Below are 18,686 nucleotides of genomic sequence, written 5' to 3'. Positions count from 1 at the left end.
TCAGAAGCCCTCCGGGGTGCGGAGGTGGACATCGGTGACCTGCTGCAGCGCGTTCGCGGCGTGCAGCAAGGTGCCTTCCTGGAAGTAGTTGCCGATCAGCTGAAGACCGACCGGCATGCCGCCCGCGCCGAAGCCGGCGGGCACGCTCATGCCGGGCAGGCCGGCCAGGCTGGCGGGCAGCGTGAAGATGTCGGCCAGGTAGGCCTGCAGCGGATCGCCGCCCTGCTCGCCGATGTGCCAGGCCACCGTGGGCGCCACCGGGCCGGCGATGACATCGCACTGCGTGAAGCAGCGCTGGAAGTCGTCGGCGATCATGCGGCGCAGCTTCTGCGCCTGCAGGTAGTAGGCGTCGTAGTACCCATGGCTCAGCACATAGGTGCCGATCATGATGCGGCGCTTGACCTCAGGCCCGAAGCCCTCGGCGCGGGTCTTGCGGTACATGTCCAGCAGGTCGTCGTACTTCGCCGCACGGTGGCCGAACTTGACGCCGTCGAAGCGGCTCAGGTTGGAGCTGGCCTCCGCGGGGGCGATGATGTAGTAGACGGGGATCGACAGCTCGGTGCGCGGCAGGCTCACATCCACCAGGGTGGCGCCGAGCTGCTCGAGCTGGGCCAGCGCGGCGCGCACCGCGCCGTTCACATCGGCCGCCAGCGCCGCCGGGAAGAACTCGGCCGGCAGGCCGATGCGCAGGCCCTTCAGCGGCTGCGACGCGGTGGCGCCGGCGCGCGGCGTGTTCATCAGCGCCAGGTAGTCGGGCGCGGGGCGCTCGGCGCTGGTGCTGTCGCGCTCGTCAAAACCGGCCATCGCCGACAGCAGCATCGCGCAGTCCTCGGCACTGCGCGCCATCGGGCCGGCCTGGTCCAGGCTGGAGGCGAAGGCGATCATGCCGTAGCGGCTGCACACGCCGTAGGTGGGCTTGATGCCGGTCAGGCCCGAGAAGCTGGCCGGCTGGCGGATCGAGCCGCCGGTGTCGGTGCCGGTGGCGGCCGGAATCAGGCGCGCGGCCACCGCGGCGGCGGAACCCCCCGAGGAGCCGCCGGGCACCCGGGTGGTGTCCCAGGGGTTCTTCACCGGCTGGAAGGCGGAGTTCTCGTTGGCCGAGCCCATCGCGAACTCGTCACAGTTCAGCTTGCCCAGGCTCACCGTGCCGGCGGCCTTCAGGCGGGCCACCACGGTGGCATCGAAGGGGCTGCGGTAACCCGCCAGCATCTTCGAGCCCGCGGTGGTGGGCATGTCGGCGGTGACGAAGATGTCCTTGTGGGCGATCGGCACGCCGGTCAGCGGCCCGGCCTGGCCGGCGGCACGCGCCGCGTCGGCCGCCTGCGCGGCGGCCAGCGCGCTGTCGCGGTCCAGGTGCAGGAAGGCGCCCAGCTGTGCATGCGCTTCGGCGCGGTCCAGCAGCGCGGTGGTCAGCTCGACGCTGGAAGCCTCGCCCGCCGCCAGCGCGCGCGACGCGGCGGCCACGCCCAGGGTGTGCAGCGGCGCGCTCATTCGATCACCTTGGGCACGAGGAACAGGCCGTTCTCGACGGCCGGGGCGCTGCGCTGGTTGGCCTCGCGCTGGTTGGGCTCGGTGACGGCGTCCTCGCGCAGGCGCAGGTGCACGTCCATCGCCGCCGACAGCGGGGTGAACAGGGGCTCGACACCGCTGGTGTCCACCGCGCCCATCTGCGCGACGATGTCGAAGAAGCCGTTGAGTTGCGTGAGCATCGCCTGCTGCTCGGCGCTGGAGAGTTCCAGCCGCGCGAGGTGGGCGATGCGGTCCACGTCCTCGGGAGAGAGTGCCATGGTCGATGCGGGTGAATTGGCGCCTGGCGGTCCGGCCCTGTGTGGCCTGGAAACCGCCGGAAAGTGCCGGTTGCCGTGCGTAAAAATCGGGCAGCCGCCCCGGGTGAGCAGGGGGTGATGCGGTATTATCTCCGGTTATCCACAACCGCCCGTGGCGCGGGTGCCGGCAATGTCGTATCGCCGGCCGACAGCCACCATTGCCGCCCCACCCGATTCATGCATCGCCCCCTGGCCGATGGACCCGCTGTGCTGCCCGAAGAGGCTGCAGGGGTTCGCCTCGGGGCCGCCCTGACCTGACGCTTGTTCCATGTTCGCTTCGCTGCGCCGCTATTTCTCCACCGACCTCGCCATCGACCTGGGTACCGCCAACACGCTGATCTACGTGCGCGGCAAGGGCATCGTCCTGGATGAACCCTCGGTCGTCTCGATCCGCCACGAAGGCGGCCCGAGCGGCAAGAAGACCATCCAGGCCGTGGGCCACGAGGCCAAGGCCATGCTGGGCAAGGTGCCCGGCAACATCGAGGCCATCCGCCCGATGAAGGACGGCGTGATCGCCGACTTCACGGTGACCGAGCAGATGCTCAAGCAGTTCATCAAGATGGTCCATCCGCGTTCGGTGCTCAAGCCCAGCCCGCGGATCATCATCTGCGTGCCCTGCGGCTCCACCCAGGTCGAGCGCCGTGCGATCCGCGAATCGGCGCTGGGCGCCGGTGCCAGCGAGGTCTACCTGATCGAGGAGCCGATGGCCGCCGCGATCGGCGCCGGCCTGCCGGTGTCGGAGGCCTCGGGCTCGATGGTGGTGGACATCGGCGGCGGTACCACCGAGGTGGGCGTCATCTCGCTGGGCGGCATGGTCTACAAGGGCAGCGTGCGGGTGGGCGGCGACAAGTTCGACGAAGCCATCATCAACTACATCCGCCGCAACTACGGCATGCTGATCGGCGAGCCCACCGCCGAGGCCATCAAGAAGCAGATCGGCAGCGCCTTCCCCGGCTCCGAGGTCAAGGAGATGGAGGTCAAGGGCCGCAACCTCTCCGAAGGCGTGCCGCGCAGCTTCACGATCTCGTCCAACGAGATCCTCGAAGCCCTGACCGACCCGCTCAACCAGATCGTCAGCGCGGTGAAGAACGCGCTGGAGCAGACCCCGCCCGAGCTGGGCGCCGACATCGCCGAGCGCGGCATGATGCTCACCGGCGGTGGCGCGCTGCTTCGCGACCTGGACCGCCTGCTGGCCGAGGAAACCGGCCTGCCGGTGCTGGTGGCCGAGGACCCGCTGACCTGCGTGGTGCGCGGCTGCGGCATGGCGCTGGAGCGCATGGAGCGCCTGGGCTCGATCTTCACCAGCGAATAAGGCGCAGCCCCCGATGCAGGAGCCGGCACGTCACACACGGGGCCGGCTTCTTCGCTTCCACCCCCGCCCCCCGAACCGCGCCTGAGGCAGCATGCTGGGCACCCTCGACCGCACCCCGCCACCCTTCTTCCGCCAGGGCCCCTCGGCCCTGACGAAGCTGGTGCTGTGCACGGCGCTGGCGCTGTTCCTGATGGCGGCCGACGCCCGCTTCACGATGACCCAGCCGCTGCGCGCCGCCATGGCCACGCTGCTGCTGCCGGCGGTGCGCCTGCTCGACCTGCCGGTGGCGGGCTGGCGCGCGGCGCTGGACTATGCCGGCGGCCTGCAGGCCGCGCTGGGCCAGGTGCAGACGCTGGAGGCGCGGCTGGCCCAGCAGGCCGAGCGCTCCTCACGCGTCGAGCGCCTGACGCAGGAGAACGAGCGCCTGCGCGCGCTGCTGGAGCTGCGCCCGGCGGTCACCGTCAGGTCGCAGGCGGCCGAGGTGCTCTACGAGGCGCCCGATCCGTTCTCGCGCAAGGTCTTCCTGGACCGCGGCAGCCAGCACGGCATCGTCGCCGGCTCGCCGGTGATCAACGAGGACGGCGTGCTGGGCCAGGTGACCCGTGTCTACCCGCTGTCGTCCGAGGTGACCCTGCTGGTCGACAAGGACGCCGCGATCCCGGTGCTCAATGCCCGCACCGAGCACCGCAGCGCCGCCTTCGGCAGCGGCACCGGCCACACCATGGAGCTGCGCTTCATGGCCGGCAACGACGATGTGCAGACCGGCGACGTGCTGACCACCAGCGGCGTCGATGGCGTCTATCCCTCGGGCCTGCAGGTGGCGCGCGTCACCGCGGTGGACCGGCGCAGCGACTCGGCCTTCGCCCGCATCACGCTGGCGCCCACCGCGCTGCCCGACGGCGTGCGCCACGTGCTGGTGCTGGAGCCGCTGGCGGCGCAGCAGCCGCCGCGGCCGCAGCCGCCCGAGCCCGAGCGGGGCGCGTCCAAGCCGCACCGGGGAGGGCGCCGCTGATGATCATGCCGCGTGGCTCGGACCAGCTGCTGCTGCCGGTCAACCCCGTCTTCCTGTGGTTCACGCTGGTGATGGCGCTGCTGCTGAACATGGTGCCGCTGGGCCCGCACCCGGCGCTGCCCGACCTGGTGGCGCTGGTGCTGGTGTTCTGGAACGTGCACCAGCCGCGCCGCGTGGGGGTGATCGCCGCCTTCGTCTTCGGCCTGCTGGTCGACGTGCACCAGGGCGCGTTGCTGGGCCAGCATGCGCTGGCCTACACGCTGCTGTCCTTCCTGGCCATCACCATCCACCGTCGCGTGCTGTGGTTCAGCCTGGCCGAGCAGGTGCTGCACGTGCTGCCGCTGTTCGCCGCCGCCCACCTGGTGACGCTGCTGGTGCGCCTGGCCGCCGGCGACGGCCTGCCCGGCTGGAGCCTGCTGCTGGCGCCGGTGGCCGAGGCCCTGCTGTGGCCGGTGGCCAGCTGGCTGCTGCTGGCGCCGCAGCGCCGCCCGCCGGACCCGGACGAGAACCGGCCGCTGTGAACGCCTCCGGCGAGCGCGCATGACGGAGTTACGCAATCTTGAGCGCGAGCTGGACCGCTTCCGGCTGCGCGTGTTCGCCGCCGCGGCCTTCGTGCTGATCGGCTTTTCGCTGCTGGTGGCGCGCCTGGTCTACCTGCAGGTGCTGCGCCACGAGGAGCTGTCCACGCGGGCCGAGAACAACCGCATCGCGGTGGTGCCGATCGTGCCCAACCGCGGCCGCATCATCGACCGCAACGGCGTGGTGCTGGCCACCAACTACACCGCCTACACGCTGGAGATCACGCCCTCCAAGGTCGATGACCTGGAGGCCACGATCAACGCGCTGGCCGAGTTCATCGACATCCAGCCGCGCGACCGCCGCCGCTTCAAGCGCCAGCTCGACGAGAGCAAGAGCTTCGAGTCGCTGCCGATCCGCAACCGCCTGACCGACGAGGAGCTGGCGCGTTTCATGGCGCAGCGCTACCGCTTCCCCGGCGTCGACGTGAAGGCGCGGCTGTTCCGCAACTACCCCTACGGCGAGCTGGCCAGCCACCTGATCGGCTACATCGGCCGCATCAACCAGGCCGAGAAGCAGGCCATGGAGGACTGGGACGAGGAAACCCAGGCCAACTACCGCGGCACCGAGTACATCGGCAAGCTGGGCCTGGAGCAGGCCTACGAGAGCCAGCTGCACGGCACCACCGGTTTCGAGCAGATCGAGACCTCGGCCGGCGGCCGCGCGGTGCGCCGCCTCGACAGCCTGCCGGCCACGCCGGGCAACACGCTGGTGCTGTCGATCGACATCAAGCTGCAGGCGCTGATCGAGGAGCTGTACGGCAGCCGCCGCGGTGCGCTGGTGGCGATCGATCCGCGCAACGGCGAGGTGCTGGCCTTCGTCAGCAAGCCCACCTTCGACCCCAACCTGTTCGTCGACGGCATCGACGTCGAGAACTGGCGCGAGCTCAACGAGTCGATCGACAAGCCGCTGCTCAACCGCGCGCTGCGTGGCACCTACCCGCCGGGCTCGACCTACAAGCCCTTCATGGCGATCGCCGCGCTGAACTCGGGCAAGCGCAGCCCCTCGGTGATCATCAACGACCCGGGCTACTTCATGTTCGGCGGCCACCGCTACGGCAGCCCCGAGAACGAGCGCGGCGGCGCGATGGACATGCGCCGCTCGATCGTCGAGTCGAGCAACGTCTACTACTACACGCTGGCCAACGAGATGGGGGTGGACCTGATCCACGACCAGCTCTCGCCCTTCGGCTTCGGCCGGCGCACCGGCATCGACCTGGAGGGCGAGGTCACCGGCATCCTGCCCTCCACCGAATGGAAGCGCCGCACCTACAAGCGCCCCGAGCAGCGCAAGTGGTATGCCGGCGAGACGATCTCGCTGGGCATCGGCCAGGGCTACAACAGCTTCACCATGCTGCAGATGGCCAGCGCGATGGCCACGCTGGCCTCGGGCGGCCAGCGCTTCGAGCCGCGCCTGGTGCGCGAGGTCGAGGACCTGGTCTCGCGCGAGCGCCGCCCGGTCGAGAAGAAGACCCTGGAGCCGCTGCCGCTGCGCCCCGAGCAGGTGCAGGTGGTGCTGCAGGCGATGAACGGCGTGACGATCGGCGGCACCTCGGCCCGCGTCTTCGCCGGCGCGCCCTACCAGAGCGGCGGCAAGACCGGCACCGCGCAGGCGGTGGGCATCCGCCAGAACGAGAAGTACAGCGCGGCGCGCGTGGCCGAGCACCTGCGCGACCACTCGCTGTACGTGGCCTTCGCGCCGCTGGAGCAGCCGCGCATCGCGCTGGCGCTGATCGTCGAGAACGCCGGCTGGGGCGCGGCCGCCGCGGCACCCATCGCGCGGCGCGTGTTCGACTACGTGCTGCTGGGCCAGTACCCCAACGCCGACGACATTGCCGCCACCCAGAAGGGCCAGTCGGCGGCGCCGATGGGCCCGGCCCGTTCGGTCGACAACGTGCCGCTGCCCACCGCCAGCAACGCCTCGCTGCTGGTGGCGGGCCCGGCCGCCTCGGCGCCGCCGGCGCCGGTGTCGGCAGCGTCGGCCTCCCCGGCGGGTGCGGCCAGCGGAGGTGCACGATGAGCGTGGTGTTCGAGCGGCCGTCGCTGTGGCAGCGCCTGCGGCCGGTGTTCAGCGGCTTTGACCTGCCGCTGATGCTGGGCCTGCTGGTGCTGGCGGTGCTGGGCATGGTGACCATGTACTCGGCCGGCTTCGACCACGGCACCCGCTTCGTCGACCACGGCCGCAACATGCTGATCGCCGGGCTGGTGCTGTTCGCGGTGGCGCAGGTCTCGCCGCAGCGCCTGATGCAGCTGGCGGTGCCGCTGTACACGCTGGGGCTGGCCTTGCTGATCGCCACGGCGCTGTTCGGCATCACCAAGAAGGGGGCGACGCGCTGGCTGAACCTGGGCATCGTGATCCAGCCCAGCGAGATCCTGAAGCTGGCGATGCCGCTGATGCTGGCCTGGTGGTTCCAGAAACGCGAGGGGCAGCTGCGCACGCTGGACTTCATCGCCGCCGGCGTGCTGCTGCTGGTGCCGGTGGGGCTGGTGGTCAAGCAGCCCGACCTGGGCACGGCGATCCTGATCCTCAGCGGCGGCCTGTACGTGATCTTCTTCGCCGGCCTGTCGTGGCGGCTGATCGTGCCGGTGGTGCTGGCCGCGGCGGTGGGCGTGGCGGCGCTGGTCACCTTCGGCGACGCGATCTGCGAGCCTGACGTGAAATGGCCGCTGCTGCGCGACTACCAGAAGCACCGCGTGTGCACGCTGCTCGACCCCAGCAAGGACCCGCTGGGCAAGGGCTTCCACATCATCCAGGGGATGATCGCGATCGGCTCGGGCGGCCTGACCGGCAAGGGCCTGATGCAGGGCACGCAAACCCACCTCGAGTTCATCCCCGAGCGCACCACCGACTTCATCTTCGCCGCCTTCGCCGAGGAGTTCGGCCTGCTGGGCGTGCTGACGCTGATCGCCACCTTCAGCTTCGTGCTGCTGCGCGGCCTGACGATCGCCGCCGAGGCACCCACGCTGTTCACCCGGCTGCTGGCCGGGGCGATCACGCTGTCGATCTTCACCTACGCCATGGTCAACATGGGCATGGTCAGCGGCATCCTGCCGGTGGTGGGCATCCCGCTGCCCTTCATCAGCTACGGCGGCACGGCGATGACCACGCTGGGCCTGGCGCTGGGCATGCTGATGTCGATCGCGCGCAGCCGCCGGCTGATGCAGAGCTGAACGCCGGGCTGTCGCCCATTCGAGCGACAGGTATCGGTGAACGGCGTTCTCCAGGAGATTCGCCCCCCCCAGGGCAGGGGATGTTGTCAAGAGGGGCGGCGGCGCACGATGCGCACAACTGCACACACCGTGCAGTCCTACCCAACGGAGTAACGCATGAAGACCAAGATCCTCCTCGGCCTGTCGCTCGCCGCCCTGACCTCGTTCGCCCAAGCCGCCATCCCGAAGGACATCTCCTTCGACGGCTACTGCGACGGCATGACCTTCACGAAGAACGGTGACGGCACCGTCTCCGGCTCGTCGATCGGCTGCGTCACCGACCCGGTGCACGGCTTCATGGGCAAGGTCAAGACCCAAGGCCCGGCCTACATCGTCACCGCCTACGGTGTCGTGTTCACCGGCTCCGCCGCCCTGACCTTCATCATCCGTGACGACGGCACCTGGGCGATCGAGCGCGCCGACGGCACCGGCACCCCGGTCAACTCGGGCACCTGGACCGCCGGCGCCCCCGCCAGCCGCGCCACCAAGGCCGCTGGTCAGCAGTGATCTGACGCCGCGCCCTGCTGCAGGGCGCGCCGCCAGCCGCGAAAGGAGCCTTCGGGCTCCTTTTTCATGGGCGCTTCATCATGGGTGCTTCAGGTGCCGCCTGCGTCCGGCGGCGGCTCGGCCTGCACCGGAAAGCGCAGCGTGAAGCGCGCGCCCGGCCGCTCGCCCGCCGGCGCCAGCCGCGCCGCCGAGATGCTCAGCTCGGCGCCATGCCGCTCGGCGATCTCCTTGACGATGGCCAGGCCCAGGCCGCTGCCATCCACCTCGGTGCCCAGCGCCCGGTAGAAGGGCTGCAGCACCAGTTCGCGCTCGGCCTCGGGGATGCCCGGACCGTTGTCCTCGACCTCCAGCACCACCACCTGGCCAAAGGGGTCGGGCGTGATGCGCACGGTGACCGTGCCGCCTTCGGGCGTGTACTGCAGGGCGTTGTCGACCAGGTTGCGGATCGCCTCGCGCACCAGCAGCGGCTGGCCGGTCAGGCGCGGTGCGCCGTCGGCGCTTTCCGGCCCCTCGTAGCCCAGGTCGATGCGCTTGTCCATGGCCTTGGGCACGAAGTCCTGCACCGTCTCGGTCGCCAGGCGCACCAGGCTGTAGGCCTGCTGGCGCCGCGCCTGCTCCTGGTCCTCGGCGCGCGCCATCGACAGCAGCTGGTTGACCATGTGCGCGGCGCGCTGGCTGCTCAGCGAGATCTGCTGCAGCGAGCGCTTGACCGACTTCGGGTCGGAGCCGGCGTCGATCTCGCGCTGGGCCAGCTCGGCCTGGGTGCGCAGGCCGGCCAGCGGCGTCTTCAGCTGGTGCGCGGCATCGGCCAGGAAGTGCTTGTGGGTGGCCATCGACTGGTCCAGCCGCGCCAGCAGGTCGTTGATCGAGCGCACCAGCGGCGCCACTTCCTCGGGCGCGTCGTGCTCGTCGATCGGGCTGAGGTCGCCGCTCTCGCGCTGGCGGATGCGCTGCTGCAGCTGGTTCAGCGGGGCAATGCCGCGCGCCAGCGCAAACCACACCAGCAGCACCGCCAAGGGCAGGATCACGAACTGCGGCAGGATCACGCCCTTGATGATCTCGGTGGCCAGGCGCGAGCGCTTGTCCAGCGTCTCGGCCACCTGCACCAGCAGCACCCGCGGGTGGCTGCCGGGGCGCAGCGCGGCGATGCGCACCGACTCGTTCTGCAGCGACTCGTCCCGAAAGGCCAGCTCGCCCACCACCAGCCGCTCCAGGTCCGGCGGCGGCAGCTCGCGGTCGCCGGCCAGCAGCTCGCCGCGCGGGCCCAGGACCTGGAAGTAGACGCGGTCCACATCATCGCTGCGCAGCAGCGCGGCGGCCGATTCGGGCAGCTTCAGCGGCGCGTTGGGCGCTGCCGCGACCGACTCCACCGCCATCTGCTGGGCGATCATCCGGGTCAGCTGGCCCAGGTCGCGGTCATAGGGCCGGGCCGCGATGTTCTGCGCCACCAGCCAGGTCAGGGCCACGCTCATCGGCCACAGCAGCAGCAGCGGGGCGAGCATCCAGTCGAGGATCTCGCCGAACAGCGAGTGCTGTTCGCGCGGCGCCGGGCCCGGGGCGACGAGGGGCGGAAAGACGCGCATGCCCGCTCAGCCGCGCCCGATGCCGGTCACGCGGCGATCTTCTCGAGGCAGTAGCCCAGGCCGCGCACGGTGGCGATGCGGATCGGGCCCTGCTCGATCTTCTTGCGCAGGCGGTGGATGTAGACCTCGATCGCGTTGTTGCTGACCTCTTCGCCCCATTCGCACAGGCGCGCCACCAGCTGGTCCTTGCTGACCAGGCGGCCGGCGCGCTGCAGCAGCACCTCGAGCAGCGAGATCTCGCGTGCCGAGAGCTCGATCATCTGGTCGTTGATGTAGGCCACGCGGCCGGTGGCGTCAAAGGTGAGCGGGCCATGCTTGATCACGCTGGAGGCGGTGCCCAGCCCGCGCCGGGTGAGGGCGCGCACGCGCGCTTCCAGCTCCTGCAGCGAGAAGGGCTTGGCCATGTAGTCATCGGCGCCCAGGTCCAGCCCCTTGACGCGCTGCTCGACCGAGTCGGCGGCGGTGAGGATCAGCACCGGCATCGACGAGCCGCGGCCGCGCAGCTTGCGCAGCACCTCCAGGCCATGCATGCGCGGCAGGCCCAGGTCCAGGATCACCAGGTCGAACTCGTGGGAGGCCAGCGCCGCGTCGGCCTCGGTGCCGCTGCCGACCTGGTCCACCGCATAGCCATTGCCGCGCAGTGTGCGCAGCAGGCCGTCGGCCAGCACCTGGTCATCTTCCGCTATCAGGATGCGCATGGCATGTCTCCACGGGGCTCTCGTTATGGTCCAGCGCGGGCCGGTGGGGCGATTTTAGGCAGGGCCCGGGGCCCTGTCTGTCGACACTCACCCGGTACTGTACGAATATCCAGCTTTGCTGCCATAATCGCGCCGAACTCAGGAGATCACCATGGACGCGCCCACCAAGACCCTCAACCCGGAAAAGGCCAAGGCCCTTCAGGCCGCACTGGCCCAGATCGAGAAGCAGTTCGGCAAGGGCTCGATCATGCGCCTGGGCGAGGGCGAGGCGGTCGAGGACATCCAGGTCGTCTCCACCGGCTCGCTGGGCCTGGACATCGCGCTGGGCGTGGGCGGTCTGCCGCGCGGCCGCGTGGTCGAGATCTACGGCCCTGAATCCTCCGGCAAGACCACCCTCACGCTGCAGGTCGTGGCCGAGATGCAGAAGCTCGGCGGCGTCGCCGCCTTCATCGACGCCGAGCACGCGCTGGACACCGGCTACGCCCAGAAGCTGGGCGTGAACCTGCAGGAACTGCTGATCAGCCAGCCCGACACCGGCGAGCAGGCGCTGGAAATCGTCGATTCGCTGGTGCGCTCCGGCGCGGTGGACCTGGTCATCATCGACTCGGTCGCGGCCCTCACGCCCAAGGCCGAAATCGAAGGCGAGATGGGCGACCAGCTGCCCGGCCTGCAGGCCCGCCTGATGAGCCAGGCGCTGCGCAAGCTGACCGCCACCATCAAGAAGTCCAACTGCATGGTGGTGTTCATCAACCAGATCCGCATGAAGATCGGCGTGATGTTCGGCAGCCCCGAGACCACCACCGGCGGCAATGCGCTGAAGTTCTACTCCTCGGTGCGCCTGGACATCCGCCGCATCGGCTCGATCAAGAAGGGCGACGAGGTCATCGGCAACGAGACCCGCGTCAAGGTCGTCAAGAACAAGGTCTCGCCGCCGTTCAAGGAGGCCGAGTTCGACATCCTCTATGGCGAAGGCGTCAGCCGCGAGGGCGAGATCATCGACCTGGGCGTCAATGCCCGCATCGTCGAGAAGTCCGGCTCCTGGTACTCGTACAACGGCGAGAAGATCGGCCAGGGCAAGGACAACGCCCGCGAGTTCCTGAAGGAGAACCCCGACCTCGCCCATGAGATCGAGAACAAGGTTCGCGAGGCGCTGGGCGTGCGTCTGCTGCCCGCGCCTGTGGCCACCGAGTAATCCCCGCCCGGCGCGGTCGGCATGGCCCGCGAGCCCCTGGGCCTGAAGGCCTACGCGCTGTCGCTGCTGGCACGGCGCGAGTACAGCCGCCAGGAGTTGCGCGGCCGCCTGCTCGCCCAGGCGCGCAAGCGCGCGCTCTGGGCGGCCACCGACCCCCTGGGGGGGGCCGCCGATCCACTGCAGGCCTTCTTCGACGGCGCTGCAGAGCCACCCACCCCCGCCGAACCCGATCCCGAGGCCCTGGCCGCCGAGGTCGACACCGTGCTCGACTGGCTGGCCGAACGCCGCCACCAGAGCGACGCGCGCTTCGTCGAATCACGCGTCCATGCCCGCGCGCCCAAGCTGGGGCAGACGCGCATCCGCCAGGAGCTGGCCCGCCACGGCGTCGAGCTCGATGCCGACACCCAGCAGGCCCTGAAGGACACCGAGGCCGAGCGCGCCCGCGAGGTCTGGCGCAAGCGCTTCGGCGAGCCCGCCACCGACCCTGCCGAGCGGGCGCGCCAGATGCGTTTCCTGGCGGCCCGGGGCTTTGCGCCGGCGCTGATCCGGCGCATCGTGGGCGGGCGCGACGACGACTGAACGGCCCCCGCCCGGCTTTCACGATGCAAGATGCTGCATCGCAACATGCGTGCTACAGTGCCGGCCGGTCTGAAACCGCCCTGAAACCTGCCACTTCCCGGGCGAGGACGGGCCGACCCCGGCGGTCGACCCGTCAGCCAATTGGCAGAAAAGTGCCGCACAATCCGGCGCCGGCGAGCAGTGTGCATCGATATTCCGTCATGTGAAACGACACGCCTGCTCATTCGTCCTGAACCCACGACAAGCCTCCCATGAAGATCCACGAGTACCAAGGCAAGGAAATCCTGCGCCAGTTCGACGTGCCGGTGCCCCGCGGCTACCCGGCATTCAACGTGCAAGAGGCCGTCGAAGCGGCACAGAAGCTGGGTGGTCCGGTCTGGGTCGTGAAGGCCCAGATCCACGCGGGCGGCCGGGGCAAGGGCGGCGGCGTCAAGGTCACCAAGACGCTCGACGGCGTCAAGGACCTGGCCGGCCAGATCCTGGGCATGCAGCTGGTCACGCACCAGACCGGCGCTGAAGGCCAGAAGGTCCGCCGTCTGTACATCGAGGAAGGCGCGGACATCCAGAAGGAGTACTACGTCTCCATCGTGACCGACCGTGCCAGCCAGAAGGTGGCCTTCATCGCCTCGAGCGAGGGCGGCATGGACATCGAGGAGGTCGCGCACAGCACCCCCGAGAAGATCATCACCGAAGTGATCGATCCGCTGACCGGTCTGGGTGACGCCCAGGCACGCAAGATCGCCGCGGCGGTCGGCCTGCCGGCAGGCTCGCACGACCAGGCCGTCAAGCTGTTCCAGAACCTGTACCGCTGCTACATGGAGACGGACGCCTCGCTGGTCGAGATCAACCCGCTGAACTGCGACTCCAAGGGCAACCTGATCGCCCTGGACGCCAAGTTCAACTTCGACTCCAACGCCCTGTTCCGTCACCCCGAGATCGTCGCCTACCGCGATCTGGACGAAGAGGATCCCGCTGAAGTCGAGGCCTCCAAGTTCGACCTGGCCTACATCAGCCTGGACGGCAACATCGGCTGCCTGGTCAACGGCGCCGGCCTGGCCATGGCCACGATGGACACCATCAAGCTGTTCGGCGGCGAGCCGGCCAACTTCCTGGACGTTGGCGGCGGCGCCACCGCCGAGAAGGTCACCGAGGCCTTCAAGATCATGCTGAAGAACCCGGACGTCAAGGGCATCCTGGTCAACATCTTCGGCGGCATCATGCGCTGCGACACCATCGCCGAAGGCGTGATCACCGCCTGCAAGGCCGTCAACCTGCAGGTGCCGCTGGTCGTGCGCATGAAGGGCACGAACGAGGAACTGGGCAAGAAGATGCTGGCCGAATCCGGCCTGCCCATCATCGCCGCCGACACCATGGCCGAAGCTGCGACGAAGATCGTCGAGGCGGTCAAGTAATCCAGCCCAGAACCGACCAGGAACACATCATGTCGATCTTCATCAACAAGGACACCAAGGTCATCACCCAGGGCATCACGGGCAAGACCGGTCAGTTCCACACCCTGGGCTGCCAGGCCTACGCCAACGGCAAGAACTGCTTCGTTGCCGGCGTGAACCCCAAGAAGGCGGGCGAGAAGTTCTCCGAGATCCCCATCTACGGCACCGTCAAGGAAGCCGCCCAGCAGACCGGCGCCACGGTGTCGGTGATCTACGTGCCGCCCGCCGGCGCCGCAGCCGCGATCTGGGAAGCCGTCGAGGCTGACCTGGACCTGGCCATCTGCATCACCGAAGGCATCCCCGTGCGGGACATGCTGGAAGTGCGCAACAAGATGAAGGCCAAGGAAGCCGCCGGTGGCAAGAAGACCCTGCTGCTGGGCCCGAACTGCCCCGGCCTGATCACCCCGGAAGAGATCAAGATCGGCATCATGCCCGGTCACATCCACCGCAAGGGCCGCATCGGCGTGGTCTCGCGCTCGGGCACGCTGACCTATGAAGCGGTGGCGCAGCTGACCGAGATCGGCCTGGGCCAGTCCAGCGCCGTGGGCATCGGTGGCGACCCGATCAACGGCCTGAAGCACATCGACGTGATGAAGGCCTTCAACGACGATCCGGACACCGACGCCGTGATCATGATCGGCGAGATCGGCGGCCCCGACGAGGCCGAGGCCGCCCGCTGGGTCAAGGCCCACATGAAGAAGCCGGTGGTCGGCTTCATCGCCGGTGTCACCGCCCCTCCGGGCAAGCGCATGGGCCACGCCGGTGCGCTGATCTCGGGCGGCGCCGACACCGCCGATGCCAAGCTCGCCATCATGGAAGAGTGCGGCTTCACGATCACCCGCAACCCGTCGGAGATGGGCCGCCTGCTCAAGGGCCTGCTCTGATCTGCCAGATCTGACCGTGTCCAGGCCGCGCCGTGCGTAGTGGTACGTACGGCGGCGGCCGCCACAGTCGCTAGACTTCCGCCCAGGGCGGGAGGCCTCACGGTCTCCCGCCCTGTGTCATTCCTTACCCCCCCACACCCGGAGACGCCCATGGACCTGACCTCGCCCGCCTTCTGGGGTGCGCTCGGCTCGATCATCCTGGCCAACATCCTGCTGTCCGGCGACAACGCGGTGGTCATCGCCCTGGCGGCCCGCTCGCTGCCGCCCCAGCAGCAGAAGAAGGCCATCTTCTGGGGCAGCGGCGCTGCCATCGTGATGCGGATCGTGCTGACGATCGCTGCCGCCCAGCTGCTGCGCCTGCCCTTCCTGAAGATCATCGGCTCGCTGCTGCTGATGTACATCGGCGTCGACCTGCTCAACGAGGGCGACGACGACGGCGAGGTCGGCCACGAGGGCAACACCGGCATGTTCGCCGCGATCCGCACCATCCTGGTTGCCGACCTGGTGATGAGCCTGGACAACGTGCTGGCCGTGGCCGCCGCCGCGCATGGCGACAACACGCTGCTGATCATCGGTCTGGCCATCAGCATTCCGCTGATCATCTTCGGCAGCACCATGCTGCTGAAGGTCATGCAGCGCTTCCCGATCATCATCACGCTGGGCGCGGCGCTGCTGGGCTTCCTGGCCGGCGAGATGCTGCTGTCCGACCCGGCCGTGGTCGAGCGCCTGGGTGAGCTGCCGCACGCCCTGGTCAATGGCGTGGCCGTGGTGTGCGCGGTGGCGGTGGTGGCGATCGGCCGCTACCTGGCCGGCCGCAAGGGACGCGACACCGCCGAGACCGCGAGCGCCTGATCCGCGCCCTGCAAGGCCCGCCGTGGCGTGCGGTCTTGCACGGCGCCGCCAGCGCCGATCTGCTCTAATGGATAGCTTGAAGGGGAGTAGCCCCGTGCGGCGCGCCTGACCCGGCCGCCCCACGTGTCGCATCGTCAATACGAGGCCGAAACGGTCTCCGGTGCGACAGGCCCGCCGCCATGGCGGGCCGAGCAAGACCTTCGAACCAGCACCGTCGCACGGTGCGGCTCGAAGGTCGGCCAGCTCAGCCCTGGCCCCTGCCGATGTCTTCCGTGCGCGGTGCGTCACCCGACCCACCACCCGGAGACTCCCCATGGACTTCCTGCTCGATCCGCAACTCTGGATCGCCGTCGGTCAGATCATCATGATCGACATCCTGCTCGGCGGCGACAACGCCGTCGTCATCGCCCTGGCCTGCCGCAAGCTGCCGCCGGCCCAGCGTACCCAGGGCATCCTCTGGGGCACCGCCGGCGCGATCGTGCTGCGCGTGGTGCTGATCTTCTTCGCGCTGACCCTGCTGGCCATTCCCTTCCTGAAGCTGGCCGGCGCCGCGCTGCTGGTGTGGATCGGCGTCAAGCTGATCGCCCCGGGCCAGGACGACGGCCACGGCCAGATCGAGGGCAGCGACCGCCTCTGGGGCGCCGTCAAGACGGTCATCGTGGCCGACCTGGTGATGAGCGTCGACAACGTCATCGCGATCGCTGGCGCGGCCCAATCGGCTGGCGGCGACCACCAGATGCCGCTGGTCATCTTCGGCCTGCTGGTCAGCATTCCGATCATCGTCTGGGGCAGCCAGCTGGTGATCAAGCTGATGGACCGCTTCCCGGCCATCATCACCGCCGGCGGCATGCTGCTGGGCTGGATCGCCGGCACCATGGCGGTCACCGACCCTGCGCTGCTGGCCCACCTGCCCACCGCGCCGGCCGCCCGCCCCGAGCTGCCGCCCGAAGTGAGCGCCACGCTGCGCTATGGCGCGGGCATCGCCGGCGCGCTGCTGGTCTACCTGATCGGCCATATGGTGCAGGCCCGGCAGCAGCGCCGCCAGCACGCCACGTCCTGATCCTGGCGCACTCGTGATCCAGCGCAGCCGCATCCCCCCAACTGGGGACGGCTGCCCCCCGAAAGCCGGGGCACCCCTGTGTTAAGGTCCCACGACCTGATGACCCGAGTGGTAGGTTTGCGAGATGCCCCTGACCGGCGCCGGCTTCTGGCAGCGTGCGTTCCGCCTGTGGCAGCGGCCGCCGGACACCGAGCCCGAACCCCGCCCGCCCATGCCCGGCGAAATGCCGGGCCTGCGCATCGGCGGCTTCTCGCTGGTGCGCACCATCGCCCAGGGCGGTTTTGGCGAACTGCACCTGGCCACCGATGTCGCCTCGGGCCTGCCGGTGGCGCTGAAGACCGTGCGCTTTGCCGGCCACGACCTCACCCGCGAGCGCTTCCTGGCTGAAGCTGCCGCCGCGGCGCGTCTGAGCCACGAGGCCATCGTCGCCACCTATGCGGCCGGCATCGAGGGGCAGGGCGAGCAGGCCTTCGGCTGGATCGCGATGGAATGGGTCTCGGGCCACGACCTGGGCCGCTACGCCAGCACCCCGCGGCTGCTGCCCGAGCGCCTGGCGCTGGAGCTGCTGGCGCGGGTCGCCGACGGCCTGGCCTACGCCCATGCGCAAGGCGTGGTGCACCGCGATCTCAAGCCCAGCAACATCCTGGTCAACCTGGCGCAGAACGTGGTGAAGATCGCCGACTTCGGCTGCGCCCGCCTCAGCGACGCCGACCGCAGCCGCTCCGGTGTGCTGATCGGCTCCCCGGTCTACATGGCGCCGGAGCAGGTGCTGGGCGGGGCGGTCGATGGCCGCTGCGACCTCTACGCCCTCAGCGCCCTGAGCTGGCAGCTGCTGACCGGCCAGCCGCCACTGACGGCCACGTCGCTGGGCGAGTTGCTGCAGGCCATCGTGCACCGCGCCCCCGAACCTTTGGCCCAGCTGCGGCCCGACCTGCCGCCGCTGCTGTCCGACATCCTGCAGCGCGGCCTGGCCAAGGCCGCGGCCGACCGGCAGAGCGATGCCGCGCACTGGGCGCGCGAGATTCGCCTCGTTGCCGCCACACTGCCGACGACTCTGACCACGCCGGACGCGCCATCCTCGGGGCTCCCAAGGCACAATGACTGATTCCCCTTCCTCCCCCACGCCCGCCGCCGACGTGCCCCCCCTGCTCGAATTTGCCAGCCTGACCGACACCGGCCGCGCACGGCACAACAACGAGGACACGGTCAAGCTCGACCCCGTGCTGGGTCTGGCCGTGCTGGCCGACGGCATGGGCGGCTACAACGCGGGCGAGGTGGCCAGCGACCTGGCCGCCGGCCGCGTGCTGGAGCAGCTCTCTGCCTGGCTGCGCCAGTCGCCCGGTCCGCACGACGACGACAGCATCCGCCGCGCCCTGGCCGAGGCCACGCAGCAGGCCAACCAGGCGGTGCACGAAGCCGCCGGCAGCCGCGCCGAGTACACCGGCATGGGCACCACGCTGGTGTCGGCGCTGTTCGCCACCGATTCGGTCTGGATCGCCCACGTCGGCGATTCGCGTGCCTACCGCCTGCGGGGCGCGCTCTTCGAACAACTCGGACGCGACCACTCGCTGCTGCAGGAACAGATCGACGCCGGCCTGCTCACGCCCGAGGAAGCCAGCTACTCCATGCACCGCAACCTGGTCACCCGGGCGGTGGGCGTCGAGCCCGAGGTGCTGGCGGATGTGCACGCCCACGACCTGCGCGGCGGCGACGTCGTGCTGCTGTGCTCCGACGGGTTGTCCGACATGCTGCCGGACGTCGTCATCGCGCAGGTGATGCGCAGCCACGAGTCGCTCGAGGCCATGGCCCAGGCCCTGGTGGACGCCGCCAACGCCGCGGGTGGACGGGATAACATCGCCGTCGTGCTGGCCCGGGTGCGCGGAGGTCTGACCCGGGCCGGACGCGGCTGGTGGCCGTTCCGCCGCTGACGTCCGCCCGGTGACAC

The 18,686-nt window shown here is 69.7% G+C and carries 18 protein-coding genes; 14 read left to right on the top strand and 4 right to left on the bottom strand.

What is annotated here, in order from left to right:
* Both gatA and gatC read right to left on the bottom strand, forming a co-directional pair.
* Entirely contained in the window at positions 1–1,491 is a 1,491-nt protein-coding gene (gatA, locus tag KAK07_RS09310) for an Asp-tRNA(Asn)/Glu-tRNA(Gln) amidotransferase subunit GatA (protein ID WP_210860395.1), read from the bottom strand.
* Complete coding sequence (gene gatC, locus KAK07_RS09305) at positions 1,488–1,787, bottom strand: Asp-tRNA(Asn)/Glu-tRNA(Gln) amidotransferase subunit GatC (protein WP_210856324.1); 300 nt, start codon at positions 1,785–1,787, stop codon at positions 1,488–1,490. Before gatC ends, gatA begins: the two co-directional genes overlap by 4 nt.
* Before the next feature lie 307 nt (positions 1,788–2,094).
* Between gatC and KAK07_RS09300 the strand changes: the two genes are divergently transcribed.
* The 6 genes from KAK07_RS09300 (at position 2,095) to KAK07_RS09275 (ending at position 8,442) form a co-directional block, all read left to right on the top strand.
* Positions 2,095–3,138 (top strand): rod shape-determining protein, encoded by a 1,044-nt coding sequence (locus KAK07_RS09300; protein WP_210856325.1) that lies wholly within the window; start codon positions 2,095–2,097, stop codon positions 3,136–3,138.
* Positions 3,139–3,229: 91 nt separating this feature from the next.
* Complete coding sequence (mreC, locus tag KAK07_RS09295; protein ID WP_210856326.1) at positions 3,230–4,150, top strand: rod shape-determining protein MreC; 921 nt, start codon at positions 3,230–3,232, stop codon at positions 4,148–4,150.
* Entirely contained in the window at positions 4,150–4,671 is a 522-nt protein-coding gene (mreD, locus tag KAK07_RS09290; protein ID WP_210856327.1) for a rod shape-determining protein MreD, read from the top strand. The genes mreC and mreD overlap by 1 nt, the downstream gene beginning before the upstream one ends.
* 19 nt (positions 4,672–4,690) lie before the next feature.
* Positions 4,691–6,745 carry a penicillin-binding protein 2 gene (gene mrdA, locus KAK07_RS09285; RefSeq protein WP_210860393.1) on the top strand — a complete coding sequence of 685 codons (2,055 nt, stop codon included), beginning with the start codon at positions 4,691–4,693 and terminating at the stop codon, positions 6,743–6,745.
* Positions 6,742–7,896, top strand: coding sequence for a rod shape-determining protein RodA (rodA, locus tag KAK07_RS09280; protein ID WP_210860391.1), 1,155 nt, complete (start codon positions 6,742–6,744; stop codon positions 7,894–7,896). The genes mrdA and rodA overlap by 4 nt, the downstream gene beginning before the upstream one ends.
* A 156-nt stretch (positions 7,897–8,052) precedes the next feature.
* Entirely contained in the window at positions 8,053–8,442 is a 390-nt protein-coding gene (locus KAK07_RS09275; protein WP_210860390.1) for a hypothetical protein, read from the top strand.
* Positions 8,443–8,531: 89 nt separating this feature from the next.
* Here the strand turns inward: KAK07_RS09275 and KAK07_RS09270 are convergent, their stop codons facing one another.
* The gene (locus KAK07_RS09270; protein ID WP_210860387.1) at positions 8,532–10,025 is read right to left on the bottom strand and encodes a sensor histidine kinase; all 1,494 of its coding nucleotides are present in this window, start codon (positions 10,023–10,025) and stop codon (positions 8,532–8,534) included.
* 26 nt (positions 10,026–10,051) lie between these two features.
* Positions 10,052–10,723, bottom strand: coding sequence for a response regulator (locus tag KAK07_RS09265; RefSeq protein ID WP_210803635.1), 672 nt, complete (start codon positions 10,721–10,723; stop codon positions 10,052–10,054).
* A gap of 151 nt (positions 10,724–10,874) precedes the next feature.
* Between KAK07_RS09265 and recA the strand changes: the two genes are divergently transcribed.
* The 8 genes from recA to KAK07_RS09225 all read left to right on the top strand — a co-directional run bounded on the left by recA (position 10,875) and on the right by KAK07_RS09225 (position 18,669).
* Positions 10,875–11,915: a recombinase RecA gene (gene recA / locus KAK07_RS09260; RefSeq protein ID WP_210860385.1), complete on the top strand. Its 1,041-nt coding sequence runs from the start codon at positions 10,875–10,877 to the stop codon at positions 11,913–11,915.
* Between the two features lie 21 nt (positions 11,916–11,936).
* On the top strand, positions 11,937–12,494 hold the full coding sequence (locus KAK07_RS09255; protein ID WP_247664292.1) for a regulatory protein RecX: 558 nt from the start codon (positions 11,937–11,939) through the stop codon (positions 12,492–12,494).
* A gap of 251 nt (positions 12,495–12,745) precedes the next feature.
* Entirely contained in the window at positions 12,746–13,906 is a 1,161-nt protein-coding gene (gene sucC, locus KAK07_RS09250) for an ADP-forming succinate--CoA ligase subunit beta (protein WP_210860383.1), read from the top strand.
* 29 nt (positions 13,907–13,935) lie between these two features.
* Complete coding sequence (sucD, locus tag KAK07_RS09245; RefSeq protein ID WP_210856335.1) at positions 13,936–14,829, top strand: succinate--CoA ligase subunit alpha; 894 nt, start codon at positions 13,936–13,938, stop codon at positions 14,827–14,829.
* A 150-nt stretch (positions 14,830–14,979) separates the two neighbouring features.
* Entirely contained in the window at positions 14,980–15,681 is a 702-nt protein-coding gene (locus KAK07_RS09240) for a TerC family protein (protein ID WP_210856336.1), read from the top strand.
* A 313-nt stretch (positions 15,682–15,994) separates the two neighbouring features.
* A complete protein-coding gene (locus tag KAK07_RS09235; protein ID WP_210860381.1) occupies positions 15,995–16,741 on the top strand; it encodes a TerC family protein in 747 nt (248 codons plus the stop codon).
* Between the two features lie 124 nt (positions 16,742–16,865).
* Positions 16,866–17,846, top strand: coding sequence for a serine/threonine-protein kinase (locus KAK07_RS09230; RefSeq protein ID WP_210860379.1), 981 nt, complete (start codon positions 16,866–16,868; stop codon positions 17,844–17,846).
* Complete coding sequence (locus tag KAK07_RS09225; protein ID WP_210856339.1) at positions 17,839–18,669, top strand: Stp1/IreP family PP2C-type Ser/Thr phosphatase; 831 nt, start codon at positions 17,839–17,841, stop codon at positions 18,667–18,669. Before KAK07_RS09230 ends, KAK07_RS09225 begins: the two co-directional genes overlap by 8 nt.
* Positions 18,670–18,686 lie beyond the last annotated feature (17 nt).

Source organism: Ideonella alba (assembly GCF_018069875.1).
GTDB classification, from domain to species: domain Bacteria; phylum Pseudomonadota; class Gammaproteobacteria; order Burkholderiales; family Burkholderiaceae_C; genus Ideonella; species Ideonella alba.
The sequence above is the reverse complement of the archived record's forward strand: the minus strand, read 5'-3'. Positions and strand labels throughout refer to the sequence as shown.